This is a genomic window from Pseudomonas sp. LBUM1670, from assembly GCF_059695695.1.
Genome location: NZ_CP166783.1, coordinates 4,317,556 through 4,329,892 on the forward strand (window position 1 = coordinate 4,317,556; position 12,337 = coordinate 4,329,892).

Below are 12,337 nucleotides of genomic sequence, written 5' to 3' on the forward strand. Positions count from 1 at the left end.
ACTCAGCATCCCGTTTTTTCTGGCCACTTTTGATTTTAGTAGGTTGCTCTTACGGTTAACAGAGGAAAACCATGTCGAGAATAAATGTGATATCCGGTGACTTTCTCGCAGGCGACGCCGAGTTTCAATCAGGGCTGTTTACCTTAAAATCCGTATTAAAACCGTCTCTTAAATTAACGATACCCATATCAAACATAAAGGAGTTGGAAGCAGCAACCGAAGAAGTCGCAAAAAATCACGCAGGCATTATTCGATGGGGCCTGGCTGGAGTATTACTTTTAGGGCCGGTCGGGCTGGCTGCAGGTTGGTTGCTATGTAATAAACAACGGGAAATAACTTTCTTCGCAATGTTTAAGGATGGCCGCTACCTTCTTGCTACAACAGATACTGACACTTACTCCAAGATATCCCAATCCCCACAAGTAACACGCAACTACTTTCCCCCTTCAAAGGCAGCCGCTATAGAGGCAGGCCATCGTGTCCCCCCAGTGCTGGCAAACCATGATTGCGCAAGGCGACCTGAGCGCTTTGCCTGACCTGCTGGACTCAGAGGTCGTTTTCCGCTCCCTGGCGCCCACCCCGTATCCTGGAGCGCTTTCTCAGAGTCAGTTCTGAGTGTCAGCAAAGGGTCGATCTCTGCCGGTCATGGCCACGAAGCGTGCTGGTCAGATCGAATGCAAATGGGTAGGCGATTCTGTGCAATTGCCTAGCGGTCGCACCGTAGTGTCCACTGGACGCTTCAGTGTTCGACTTCAGCCAGACCGATCATCTGCTGCAACGCGCCTATCAATCGCCCATACGTGAATTGAAGGAGGCGAGTTGATCCGCACCGGAGTTCCGGGTTCGTTGCAGGCTCATACCCATCATACTGGTTGATGGGTAATTTTCGCCCCGAAAGTGTTTGGAATAAAAAGCCCCGCCTGAGCATTGCCCGGCGGGGCTTTCTTTTGCCTGCTGCTGCCATCCTGCTGTCACAGCTGAACCGATCTGTCAGGAAAAAGTCTTGAGAGGCCCGAATTATATGGTGTCCCAGGGCAGGTTCGAACTGCCAACCTTCCCCTTAGGAGGGGGATGCTCTATCCAATTGAGCTACTGAGACACATGTCGCCCGCGAGAAAACGCGGTGCGATGGACGGCGTGCATGTTAACGGGCGGGCCTGCTTTTGTCATGTCGTCCTTAGCGTTTTTTAAGTGTAGGCAGGCGCCCATCGACGGCGAGGGATTTGTTTACCGTGCAAATTGCATCACCGCACAAAGCCATCATTGCAAATTGCAATGCCTGCATTTCCCTGAAACGTCCTAATTTGTTGTTTTTAAAGGATTTAATAGGCGCTAGACTCCTGGCACGTCGGCTGCTTCTTTGTTCTCAAGAACAACGGAGGCCAGCTCATGAACAGCGCCCTTTTACTCTCGAACGCAATCGCTCTGGCGGTTCTGCTGGGTTTTCATTTTGCCCCCGAGAGCGGCGCAGAGCCAGTCGCCCAACGCATACCCCATTACCTTCAGGTACAGAGAGCGCCGCAATTGGCGGTGCTGAGCGATCAGCATGGCTTTGTCGGGCAAGAAATGAGTCATGTCCTGCTACCGGCGCAGTCTTCCGAACGCATGGTATTTTGAACAACCCCATCAGGAGCACAGTATGTCCAAATCAGCCGCAGGATTTTTCATCCTGGCCCTACTCAGCGGCATTCTTTATTTGTCACTGGCCCAGGACTCGGTTGTCACCCTACCCCTGATTGCCTGCGGCGTTTTCAGCGCGCTGTTCGTGCTGGCACTGATCGCCGGCCGCAAGATCAAGTTTGACCCGGTCTTGCGCTGACTCGCAGCAGATTCAAAAAGATGGGCAGCTCAGCTCGAAGTCGCCCTCGTAATATCCGCCGCACCACGTCGCAGCATTTCGTCTGCATACGCTTTCGAGCCACCTCAATGAAACTGTCCCTGCCGGACCGAGAGCTCCGCACCGCCATCCATCCTGAAATAGCTGCCCATGACGTAGTTGCCACTAGTAAATCGGCCATTTGCCACTATCCTGTACAAGCAAGGAATCGTGATCGACCACGCATAACATGAACCTTCAGGCGTCTTCGGACACTACCTGTCGGCAACAGGACGCGGCCAGCGATACGGATAGGGCAAACTTTTCAAAACCAGTCCGCATTTCTGATAATTGGTGCTGGCATAACGCCGGTAGCCAGTTCAATATTTGTCACAGAATTGACGCCAATGAACTGGCTACTTTGAGGCATGATGCGAGCCTCTATCAATTCAGGTTGAACATTTGGCCAGAGTCCTTGTCCTATCAGACATCGTGCGGCCAATCCCGAGAACCGCTCCCCTGAACTAACCGGTTAAATATATGCGCCCATTGAAACAGGCAATTTATTCCAGCCGTACGGCTGACAAGTTCGTCGTACGTCTGCCAGACGGAATGCGTGAACGCATTGCCGAGGTGGCTCGCAATCATCATCGCAGCATGAACTCCGAAATCATTGCGCGCCTTGAGCAGAGTCTTATTCAGGAAGGTGCACTGGGCGAAGAGCTGAGCATGCGCCTGGACAGCCCGGAGCTGTCACTGCACGAACGCGAACTGCTGCAACGCTTCCGCCAACTTTCCCATCGCCAGCAAAACGCACTTGTTTCGCTTATTGCCCACGACGCCGAAATGGCCGCAGACGCCTCCTGATTCATCCGAAAGCTCAAGCCAGCATAATCGCTGGCTTTTTTTTGCCTGAAATTCGAGCACAAAAAACCCGCCGATTGGCGGGTTAATTACACTTGTAGGAGCCAGGCTTGCCGGGGAAGGCGACCCTGAGATCGCCTTCCCCGGCAAGCCTGGCTCCTACAAGGACGATATTATCGACCGATTCGCGGGTTTCCGGCAGATGGAAATCAGAGCAGGAAGATCGTCGCCAGCCCAAGGAAGATGAAGAAGCCGCCGCTGTCGGTCATCGCCGTGATCATCACGCTGGCACCCATCGCCGGGTCGCGCCCCATCTTCGCCAGGGTCATGGGGATCAAGACTCCCATCAAAGCCGCCAGCAACAAGTTGAGCGTCATGGCGGCAGTCATCACCACGCCAAGCGACCAACTGCCGTACAGCAAATAGGCAACAACACCGATCACGCCGCCCCATACCAGGCCATTGATCAGGCCTACGGCCAATTCCTTGCGCATCAGGCGCGAGGTGTTGCCGGTGCTCACCTGGTCCAGCGCCATGGCGCGAACGATCATGGTGATGGTCTGGTTACCCGAGTTGCCACCGATACCCGCTACGATCGGCATCAACGCCGCCAGCGCCACCAGCTTCTCGATCGAACCTTCGAACAAACCGATCACGCGGGAGGCAATGAACGCGGTGATAAGGTTCACCGCCAGCCAGGCCCAGCGGTTACGCAGGGATTTCCAGACCGACGCGAAAATGTCTTCTTCTTCACGCAGACCCGCCATGTTGAGAACTTCGTTTTCGCTCTCTTCACGAATCAGGTCGACCATTTCATCGATGGTCAGACGGCCGATCAACTTGCCATTCTTGTCGACCACGGGCGCCGAGATCAAGTCGTAACGCTCGAACGCTTGGGCAGCATCGTAGGCATCTTCGTCCGGGTGAAAACTCACCGGATCGCTGGCCATGACTTCCGAAACCTGTTTTTCCGGGTCGTTGACCAACAGACGCTTGATCGGCAATACGCCCTTGAGCACGCCGTCGTAATCGACCACAAACAGTTTGTCCGTGTGGCCGGGCAGCTCCTTGAGCCGACGCAGGTAGCGCAAGACCACTTCGAGACTGACGTCCTCACGGATCGTCACCATCTCGAAGTCCATCAGCGCACCGACCTGCTCCTCGTCATAGGACAACGCGGAGCGAACGCGCTCACGCTGTTGACCATCGAGGGTTTCCATCAGCTCGTGGACGACGTCGCGCGGCAGCTCGGAAGCCAGGTCAGCCAGTTCGTCGGCATCCATGTCCTTGGCCGCGGCCAGGAGCTCGTGATCGTCCATGTCGGCGATCAGGGTTTCACGAACCGAGTCGGAGACTTCGAGCAGGATGTCGCCGTCGCGATCAGCCTTGACCAATTGCCAGAGCGTCAGACGATCGTCCAGCGGCAAGGCTTCAAGAATGTAGGCGACGTCGGCGGAGTGCAGGTCATCGAGCTTGCGTTGCAGCTCGACGAGGTTTTGCCGGTGAACCAGGTTCTCGACCCGGTCGTGATGCGGACCTTCCTGGCGATGAGTCAGGTCTTCGACCACCCGCTGACGCTGCAACAGCTCAACAACTTGAGCGAGGCGGTCCTGCAGGCTTTCTTGCGTTTTCTTTACTTCAACTTCGGACATAGGCGAACTCCACTCCCAGCAGCGGGGCACGCCGGAAGGATCAATCAGTCAATTCATGATTGGAAAAACGGTTTACTGAGTTACTACTGGGTAAGTCCATGGAGGTATTCCACAAGCCCCGGCGGGGCTGACGGGCGCAATGATACACCGCCCGACGGTTTTAAACGTTAAAAAATCTCGGCTGAAACAAGTGCTTGCGAGACAAACCTGAGCGCCATCCTGATCCATGAAAATGCGACGACTCATTCTGAAAAGAAAACACACCAGCACTGAAAAATGTAGCGGCTACCCTTGAGTCAGACCGTCATGGAGGACGTTTGATGCGATTGAATGCACATTGTTTTTTGCTGATCACCCTGCTCTGCCTGCCGCTCGAGGCCTTTGCTGCAACCGTTCACCGATGTGAGGCAGCTAACGGTCGTATTACCTTCACCACGTTGAGCTGTGGGACCGGTGAGAGTCTTTCACTCCAGGAAGTGCGCACCTTCACACCCGGCAACGCGCTAGCCCTTTTGCCGGAAGCGGACACGCGCGAAACATCAGGTATGAAAATCAAAAGGAGAGAACCAACGGTCGTCGGCCAGACCGAGGACAAATGCGGGAACGTGATCAACGCGCGGGAGCGACGGGAAGCGATCATCAATCAACGGGTGGTTGCCGGCATGAGCCAGCAGGATGTCGAAAGCGCGCTAGGCAAACCCGACAAGGTTACTGTTCGCAATTCGACCACGAGCTATCGTTACGATTTCAAGCGAGGTCGTAGCGCACAAGTCGAGTTTGATGAGAAAGGATGTACCCAGTGAAAAGCCAAATCCCGGACGGCAAAAAGCCCGCGTAAAACGCGGGCTTTTTGGTGTTTGGTGCACTCGACAGGATTCGAACCTGTGACCGCTCGGTTCGTAGCCGAGTACTCTATCCAGCTGAGCTACGAGTGCAATTTGTGTTTTTAGACCAGATCACAACTGGTTGAAACAGAGTAGCTCACATTACTGCAAACAACTCTTAAATGGTGCACTCGACAGGATTCGAACCTGTGACCGCTCGGTTCGTAGCCGAGTACTCTATCCAGCTGAGCTACGAGTGCATTTGTTGCCGCGCATTATAGGCCGTCAAATCTTTTTGTAAAGCGCTTTTTTCTAGTAATTTCAACAACTTACCGAAGAAGCCAGATTACAACGTACTACGCAAATAATGGCGGAGAACGGGGGATTCGAACCCCCGACACCCTTTTGAGGTGTACTCCCTTAGCAGGGGAGCGCCTTCGGCCACTCGGCCAGCTCTCCGCAACACGGGGCGTATATTAACCAGCTTCTTCCCCGTTTGCAAACATAAAAAACGATAAAAATTAATGGCTTGGTTCTTCGTCCTTCTCTTTCTTTATACGCAGGTAAATTTCCTCACGGTGGACCGCAACCTCTTTCGGGGCGTTGACACCGATACGCACTTGATTTCCTTTAACGCCGAGCACGGTCACGGTGATTTCGCCATCACCAATAATCAGGCTTTCTGCGCACCGACGAGTCAGAATCAGCATACCTTTCTCCTCACGCATTTCATTTCAGGGACAACAGTCTGCAAAAAAAAGGCACTCGACCTACAACCTGAACGATCGCAGCCCTACATGCCTGAGTATTGACTAGCGCGGGCAAAAGAACAGCTTCAGGCCGCACCATTCAAAAAAACAAAAGGGCGCGGTCAGACCGCGCCCTTCAGCAAACGCATCACTCGCCCGTGCGGGCCGGCGCGTCCAGTTCGAAAGCCGTGTGCAGAGCGCGCACAGCCAGTTCCAGGTACTTCTCTTCGATCACCACGGAGACTTTGATTTCCGAGGTCGAGATCATCTGGATGTTGATGCTTTCTTTCGCCAGGGATTCGAACATGCGGCTGGCCACGCCTGCGTGGGAGCGCATGCCGACACCGACGATCGAGACCTTGGCGATCTTGATGTCGCCAACGACTTCACGGGCACCGATCTCGCGAGCGGTGTTTTCCAGCACGGTTTGCGCGGCCTGGAAGTCATTGCGGTGCACGGTGAAGGTGAAGTCGGTGGTGTTATCGTGCGCAACGTTCTGCACGATCATGTCGACTTCGATGTTCGCGGCGCTGATCGGACCGAGAATCTTGAATGCAACGCCCGGGGTGTCTGGCACGCCACGGATGGTCAGCTTGGCTTCATCGCGATTGAAAGCGATGCCGGAAATGATCGGCTGTTCCATGGTTTCCTCTTCATCAATAGTAATGAGGGTGCCCGGACCCTCCTTGAAGCTGTGCAGTACGCGCAGCGGAACGTTGTACTTGCCGGCGAACTCGACCGCACGGATCTGCAACACCTTGGAACCGAGGCTGGCCATTTCCAGCATCTCTTCGAAGGTGATCTTGTCCAGGCGCTGAGCCACGGACACCACACGCGGGTCGGTGGTGTAGACACCGTCGACGTCGGTGTATATCTGGCATTCGTCAGCCTTCAAGGCTGCCGCCAGCGCCACGCCGGTGGTGTCGGAACCGCCACGACCGAGGGTGGTGATGTTGCCGTGCTCGTCGACGCCCTGGAAACCGGCGACAACCACCACGCGACCTGCTTTCAGATCACCGCGAATCTTCTGGTCATCAATCTGCAAGATACGCGCTTTATTGTGTGCGCTGTCCGTCAGAATCCGCACCTGGTTGCCGGTGTAGGACACCGCAGGCACACCGCGCTTGATCAGCGCCATGGCCAACAAGGCAATCGTCACCTGCTCACCGGTGGAAACGATCACATCCAGCTCACGCGGAACCGGTTGGCCGTCACCACTGATTTGCTTGGCCAGATCGATCAGACGGTTGGTTTCGCCGCTCATTGCAGACAGCACAACCACCAGGTCATCGCCGGCATCGCGGAATTTCTTAACCTTGTCGGCGACTTGCTCGATTCTCTCGACAGTGCCGACCGAGGTGCCTCCAAATTTCTGTACGATCAAAGCCATTTCAAAGCCGCCTCTGCCCATGAAGGGCGCCCAAATTATCACTCAAACAGCGTTCCGGCCCGCCACTAGACTGCGGGCCGGACACACTGCCTTATAAACCCTGCTCTACAAATGGAACGGTCAGGGCCAATGCCGCATCCAGTGCGCCGGCGTCAGTACCACCGCCCTGCGCCATGTCCGGACGACCACCGCCCTTCCCGCCCACTGCCGCAGCGGCTTGCTTCATCAAATCACCGGCTTTGAGTTGGCCAGTCAGGTCTTTGGTTACGCCTGCAACCAGAACGACCTTTTCCTCATGGACACTGCCGAGCAGGATCACTGCGCGGCCGAGTTTGTTTTTCAGTTGATCGACCAGCGCCAGCAGTGCCTTGCCGTCCTGACCGTCCAGACGCACGGCCAGCACTTTCACACCTTTGACGTCCAGAGCAGAGGCCGACAGATCGTCGCCCGCCGCGCTGGCAGCCTTGGCTTGCAACTGCTCGAGTTGCTTCTCCAGCAGACGGTTGCGCTCCAGCACAGCCGACAGCTTGTCGATCAGGTTGTCGCGGCTGCCCTTGACCAGGTTGGCCGCTTCCTTGAGTTGTTCTTCGGCAGCGTTCAAGTATGCCAGCGCTGCGGCGCCGGTGACCGCTTCGATACGACGCACGCCCGAAGCCACACCGCCTTCGCTGATGATTTTCAGCAGGCCGATGTCGCCGGTACGGTTGGCGTGGATGCCACCACACAGTTCGACGGAGAAATCGCCGCCCATGCTCAGCACGCGCACGCTGTCGCCGTACTTCTCGCCGAACAGCGCCATGGCGCCCTTCTGCTTGGCGGTGTCGATGTCGGTTTCTTCGGTCTCAACGGCGGAGTTCTTGCGAATCTCGGCGTTAACGATATCTTCCAGCGCCTTCAACTGCTCAGGCTTGATGGCTTCGAAGTGGCTGAAGTCGAAGCGCAGGCGCTGGCTGTCGACCAACGAGCCTTTCTGCTGAACGTGGTCACCCAGCACTTTACGCAGCGCGGCGTGCAGCAAGTGAGTGGCCGAGTGGTTCAACGAAGTGGCGTGACGTACGTCGGCTTCAACATGGGTTTCAACCGGAGCACCGATCAACAGGCTGCCCGAAGCCAGTACGCCGTGGTGCAGGAACGCGCCGCCGGTTTTGGTCGTGTCACGCACGTCGAAACGCGAAGCGCCGGCTTGCAGATAACCGCAATCGCCGATCTGACCACCGGATTCAGCATAGAACGGGGTCTGATCAAGAACGACCACGCCCTCTTCACCTTCGCTCAATACGTCGACCGATTGCCCGTCTTTATAGAGGGCAACGACTTTCGCCGAACCGCTGGTGGCTTTGTAACCGGTGAATTCGGTGGCCACGTCAACCTTGACCAGGCTGTTGTAGTCCAGGCCGAAGGAACTGGCGGAACGGGCACGGACGCGCTGGGCTTCCATTTCGCGCTCGAAGCCTTCTTCGTCGATGGTCAGGCTGCGCTCGCGAGCGATGTCGCCGGTCAGGTCCATCGGGAAACCGTAGGTGTCGTAGAGTTTGAACACCACGTCGCCCGGCACCACGTCGCCTTTGAGCTCGGCCAGATCCTGCTCGAGGATTTTCAGACCGTGCTCCAGGGTCTTGGAGAACTGCTCTTCTTCGGCTTTCAGCACGCGTTCGATGTGCGCCTGCTGGGATTTCAGCTCAGGGAACGCTTCGCCCATTTCGGCGACCAGGGCCGCAACGATCTGGTAGAAGAAGCTGCCCTTGGCGCCCAGTTTGTTGCCGTGACGGCAGGCGCGACGAATGATCCGGCGCAGCACGTAGCCGCGGCCTTCGTTGGACGGCAGCACGCCGTCGGCAATCAGGAAGCCGCAGGAACGAATGTGGTCAGCCACGACTTTCAGGGAAGCCTGGGCGTCGTTGGTGCAACCGATGGCCTTGGCCGATGCGCTCAGCAGGCTCTGGAACAGGTCGATTTCATAGTTCGAGTGTACGTGCTGCAGTACGGCACTGATCCGCTCCAGGCCCATGCCGGTGTCGACCGACGGTGCTGGCAGCGGGTGCAACACGCCGTCGGCGGTGCGGTTGAACTGCATGAACACGTTGTTCCAGATTTCGATGTAACGATCGCCGTCTTCTTCCGGCGAACCCGGTGGGCCACCCCAGATGTCAGCGCCGTGATCGTAGAAAATCTCGGTGCAAGGACCGCACGGGCCGGTATCGCCCATGGTCCAGAAGTTGTCGGACGCGTATGGCGCGCCTTTGTTGTCGCCGATGCGAACCATGCGCTCGGCCGGAACCCCGATTTCCTTGGTCCAGATGTCGTACGCCTCGTCATCGCTGGCGTAGACGGTGACCCAGAGCTTTTCTTTTGGCAGGTTCAGCCACTTGTCGGAGGTCAGGAAGTTCCAGGCGTAGGTGATCGCGTCGCGCTTGAAGTAATCACCGAAGCTGAAGTTACCCAGCATTTCGAAGAAGGTGTGGTGACGGGCGGTATAACCGACGTTTTCCAGGTCGTTGTGCTTGCCGCCGGCGCGCACGCATTTCTGGCTGCTGACGGCGCGGGTGTACGCGCGCTTTTCCTGGCCCAGGAAGCAGTCCTTGAACTGGTTCATCCCCGCGTTAGTGAACAGCAGGGTTGGGTCGTTGCCCGGAATCAAAGAGCTGGAGGCTACACGGGTGTGGCCTTGCTCTTCGAAGAAGCGAAGGAAGGCTTCACGGATTTCTGCGCTTTTCATTAGGTTCTTCCACGGAGGCTGCGGCCAAAGGCCTGTGCGAAACGTCAACAGACGAAGCGACGGCAAAGGGCCGCATTATATCGGCCCTGCGCGCGGGGTACAGCGTGTTTATACGATAGAAACGGTCAATTGGACGGCTAACGCGGTCAGTTGCGCGAAAACTCGACGAATGTCGCGATGACTTGCTCGATTTGCGCGCGGTTGACGTCCATGTGCGTGACCATTCTAAGACGCCCGGCGGCGCTGAGCTTGATCCCGCGCTCAGCGGCAAAGGCCTTGATCGCTTCGGCCTTGTCGCCCATTTGCACGTAAACCATGTTGGTCTGGACTGGCTCGACGTCGTAAACGGCGTTACGAAGTCCGTCTGCCAGAAGTTGAGCGTTGGCATGGTCATCGGCCAGACGCTGGACGTTGTTATCCAGCGCGTACAAACCCGCCGCCGCCAGAAGACCCGCCTGACGCATGCCGCCACCGACCATTTTGCGCAGTCGACGCGCCTTGCCGATCAGCTCGACCGAGCCGCACAACACCGAGCCGATCGGCGCGCCCAGACCTTTGGACAAGCAGACCGACACCGAATCGAAATGCCGGGTGATCTCGCGGGCGTCAACGCCCAGCTTCACCGCCGCGTTGTACAGCCGCGCGCCGTCCAGGTGCAGGGCCAGACCGTGTTCACGGGTGAAGCTGCGAGCCCGGGCCAGATACTCAAGCGGCAAAACTTTGCCCTGCATGGTGTTTTCCAGCGCCAGCAAACGGGTACGGGCGAAATGGAAGTCGTCCGGCTTGATCGCCGCCGCTACCTGGGCCAGATCCAGCGAACCGTCGGCCTGCACTTCCAGCGGCTGAGGCTGGATCGAACCGAGCACTGCCGCACCGCCTCCTTCGTACTTATAAGTGTGGGCCTGTTGCCCGACGATGTATTCGTCCCCGCGCTCACAGTGCGCCATCAATCCCAGCAAATTGCTCATGGTGCCCGTCGGTACGAACAGCGCCGCCGCAAAACCCAACCGATTGGCAAGCTCGGCTTCCAGATGATTGACCGTCGGATCTTCGCCGTAGACGTCGTCACCGGTGGCCGCCCTGGCCATCGCGTCGAGCATCCCTGAGGTCGGTTGAGTGACGGTGTCGCTGCGAAGATCGATAACGCTCATGAATCTGGCCTCGGTAAGCAGGGGAAAATCCCGTTCAGGATGGAATTACTGCGGTCATGGCGACGAATAATCAACCCCGGGCTTAGGAAAAGACGTATTACGCTTTCGACAAAGCGCAATTCATGTGGGAGCGGGCTTGCTCGCGAAGGGGCCGGCACATTCAACATCCTAGTCGACTGACACACCGCTTTCGCGAGCAAGCCCGCTCCCACAGGTTCCGCGTATTGTTTGCCGACTTTGGCCATGCACAGGCAGAAAATATGTGTTAAAAACGCTCCGCCGCCAGACAATCTGACGGCAAACGTTCTCAGGGCGGGGTGCAACTCCCCACCGGCGGTAATTGCGCGCAATGCGCATAGCCCGCGAGCGCTTGGCGACAGCACGGCTTCGGCGGTGACTGGCGACAAGGTCAGCAGACCCGGTGTGATCCCGGGGCCGACGGTCATAGTCCGGATGAAGAGAGAACGGGATTGGCGCCAAAGGGCCGTCCGCGGGCATTCGTGCGAGCGTGCGCACCCTTAAATCCCATTCGATTCATATGCCCTGTTTTTTACATAAACAGGAGTCAGAACATGCAACCCACCGCAATCGATAGCAAAAGCAAACACCATCAGGGCGAGCGCGTCGCGTTCATCCAGGCCTGCTGGCACAAGGAAATCGTCGACCAGAGCCGTCAGGGCTTCGTCGCCGAAATGATTGCCCAGGGTTATCAGGAGTCGGACATCGATTTCTTTGAAGTCGGCGGCGCCTTTGAAATTCCGCTGCACGCCAAGCTGTTGGCCAAATCCGGTCGTTATGCCGGCATCGTGGCTGCTGGTCTGGTGGTTGACGGCGGGATCTACCGTCACGAATTCGTTGCCCAGTCGGTGATTAGCGGCCTGATGCAGGTACAGCTGGAAACCGAAGTGCCGGTGTTCTCGGTGGTGTTGACCCCGCATCACTTCCACGCGGGCGAAGAGCACCAGAAGTTCTTCTTCGAGCACTTTGTGCATAAAGGTCAGGAAGCGGCGAAGACGTGTGCGGATACGCTGCAGAAGATGCGGGCGTTGCGTCGTAGTGAGCCTCGCGCGGTAGCTGTCTAAACCCCGAGTGAGGTCTTTGACTTCACTCGATTCAAATGTGGGAGCGGGCTTGCTCGCGAAAGCGGTGTATCTGTCGACAATTATGTTGACTGA

General features: G+C 56.9%; 11 protein-coding genes, 4 tRNA genes and 1 riboswitch. Of the genes, 6 read left to right on the top strand and 9 right to left on the bottom strand.

Features of this window, described 5'->3' with window-relative positions:
- Positions 1–71: 71 nt before the first annotated feature.
- Positions 72–536, top strand: coding sequence for a hypothetical protein (locus ACA073_RS19625; RefSeq protein WP_497398792.1), 465 nt, complete (start codon positions 72–74; stop codon positions 534–536).
- Positions 537–1,022: 486 nt separating this feature from the next.
- On the opposite strand, the gene ACA073_RS19630 is transcribed toward ACA073_RS19625, so the two are convergent.
- Positions 1,023–1,099: transfer RNA gene (locus tag ACA073_RS19630), tRNA-Arg, on the bottom strand.
- Between the two features lie 290 nt (positions 1,100–1,389).
- Between ACA073_RS19630 and ACA073_RS19635 the strand changes: the two genes are divergently transcribed.
- The 3 genes from ACA073_RS19635 (at position 1,390) to ACA073_RS19645 (ending at position 2,683) form a co-directional block, all read left to right on the top strand.
- Entirely contained in the window at positions 1,390–1,617 is a 228-nt protein-coding gene (locus tag ACA073_RS19635; protein WP_497398794.1) for a hypothetical protein, read from the top strand.
- A 22-nt stretch (positions 1,618–1,639) separates the two neighbouring features.
- Positions 1,640–1,819 (top strand): PA3371 family protein, encoded by a 180-nt coding sequence (locus ACA073_RS19640; RefSeq protein WP_461953645.1) that lies wholly within the window; start codon positions 1,640–1,642, stop codon positions 1,817–1,819.
- Between the two features lie 537 nt (positions 1,820–2,356).
- Positions 2,357–2,683, top strand: a complete 327-nt coding sequence (locus tag ACA073_RS19645) for an Arc family DNA-binding protein (protein WP_003178899.1) — start codon at positions 2,357–2,359, stop codon at positions 2,681–2,683.
- Between the two features lie 206 nt (positions 2,684–2,889).
- Here ACA073_RS19645 and mgtE read toward each other — a convergent pair whose 3' ends face one another.
- Complete coding sequence (mgtE, locus tag ACA073_RS19650) at positions 2,890–4,332, bottom strand: magnesium transporter (protein ID WP_497398796.1); 1,443 nt, start codon at positions 4,330–4,332, stop codon at positions 2,890–2,892.
- Positions 4,333–4,652: 320 nt separating this feature from the next.
- Between mgtE and ACA073_RS19655 the strand changes: the two genes are divergently transcribed.
- Positions 4,653–5,135 carry a cell envelope protein SmpA gene (locus ACA073_RS19655; RefSeq protein WP_497398798.1) on the top strand — a complete coding sequence of 161 codons (483 nt, stop codon included), beginning with the start codon at positions 4,653–4,655 and terminating at the stop codon, positions 5,133–5,135.
- 55 nt (positions 5,136–5,190) lie between these two features.
- On the opposite strand, the gene ACA073_RS19660 is transcribed toward ACA073_RS19655, so the two are convergent.
- The 7 genes from ACA073_RS19660 to ltaE form a co-directional block, all read right to left on the bottom strand.
- A tRNA-Arg gene (locus ACA073_RS19660) sits at positions 5,191–5,267 on the bottom strand.
- 72 nt (positions 5,268–5,339) lie between these two features.
- Positions 5,340–5,416: transfer RNA gene (locus tag ACA073_RS19665), tRNA-Arg, on the bottom strand.
- 108 nt (positions 5,417–5,524) lie between these two features.
- Positions 5,525–5,615, bottom strand: a tRNA-Ser gene (locus tag ACA073_RS19670).
- A gap of 62 nt (positions 5,616–5,677) precedes the next feature.
- Positions 5,678–5,866 carry a carbon storage regulator CsrA gene (csrA, locus tag ACA073_RS19675; protein WP_002554426.1) on the bottom strand — a complete coding sequence of 63 codons (189 nt, stop codon included), beginning with the start codon at positions 5,864–5,866 and terminating at the stop codon, positions 5,678–5,680.
- A gap of 187 nt (positions 5,867–6,053) precedes the next feature.
- Positions 6,054–7,295: an aspartate kinase gene (locus ACA073_RS19680; RefSeq protein ID WP_008033100.1), complete on the bottom strand. Its 1,242-nt coding sequence runs from the start codon at positions 7,293–7,295 to the stop codon at positions 6,054–6,056.
- Between the two features lie 91 nt (positions 7,296–7,386).
- Positions 7,387–10,011, bottom strand: a complete 2,625-nt coding sequence (alaS, locus tag ACA073_RS19685) for an alanine--tRNA ligase (RefSeq protein ID WP_497398800.1) — start codon at positions 10,009–10,011, stop codon at positions 7,387–7,389.
- A gap of 146 nt (positions 10,012–10,157) precedes the next feature.
- A complete protein-coding gene (ltaE, locus tag ACA073_RS19690) occupies positions 10,158–11,162 on the bottom strand; it encodes a low-specificity L-threonine aldolase (protein WP_497398802.1) in 1,005 nt (334 codons plus the stop codon).
- Between the two features lie 299 nt (positions 11,163–11,461).
- Positions 11,462–11,632, top strand: a riboswitch (FMN riboswitch).
- Positions 11,633–11,734: 102 nt separating this feature from the next.
- Between ltaE and ACA073_RS19695 the strand changes: the two genes are divergently transcribed.
- Positions 11,735–12,244 (top strand): 6,7-dimethyl-8-ribityllumazine synthase, encoded by a 510-nt coding sequence (locus ACA073_RS19695; RefSeq protein ID WP_497398804.1) that lies wholly within the window; start codon positions 11,735–11,737, stop codon positions 12,242–12,244.
- Positions 12,245–12,337: the final 93 nt, after the last annotated feature.

Coding starts and splice junctions, on each gene's coding strand:
- ACA073_RS19625 (WP_497398792.1), top strand. CDS start 72: ATGTCGAGAATAAATGTGATATCCGGTGACTTTCTCGCAGGCGACGCC.
- ACA073_RS19635 (WP_497398794.1), top strand. CDS start 1,390: ATGAACAGCGCCCTTTTACTCTCGAACGCAATCGCTCTGGCGGTTCTG.
- ACA073_RS19640 (WP_461953645.1), top strand. CDS start 1,640: ATGTCCAAATCAGCCGCAGGATTTTTCATCCTGGCCCTACTCAGCGGC.
- ACA073_RS19645 (WP_003178899.1), top strand. CDS start 2,357: ATGCGCCCATTGAAACAGGCAATTTATTCCAGCCGTACGGCTGACAAG.
- mgtE (WP_497398796.1), bottom strand. CDS start 4,332: ATGTCCGAAGTTGAAGTAAAGAAAACGCAAGAAAGCCTGCAGGACCGC.
- ACA073_RS19655 (WP_497398798.1), top strand. CDS start 4,653: ATGCGATTGAATGCACATTGTTTTTTGCTGATCACCCTGCTCTGCCTG.
- csrA (WP_002554426.1), bottom strand. CDS start 5,866: ATGCTGATTCTGACTCGTCGGTGCGCAGAAAGCCTGATTATTGGTGAT.
- ACA073_RS19680 (WP_008033100.1), bottom strand. CDS start 7,295: ATGGCTTTGATCGTACAGAAATTTGGAGGCACCTCGGTCGGCACTGTC.
- alaS (WP_497398800.1), bottom strand. CDS start 10,011: ATGAAAAGCGCAGAAATCCGTGAAGCCTTCCTTCGCTTCTTCGAAGAG.
- ltaE (WP_497398802.1), bottom strand. CDS start 11,162: ATGAGCGTTATCGATCTTCGCAGCGACACCGTCACTCAACCGACCTCA.
- ACA073_RS19695 (WP_497398804.1), top strand. CDS start 11,735: ATGCAACCCACCGCAATCGATAGCAAAAGCAAACACCATCAGGGCGAG.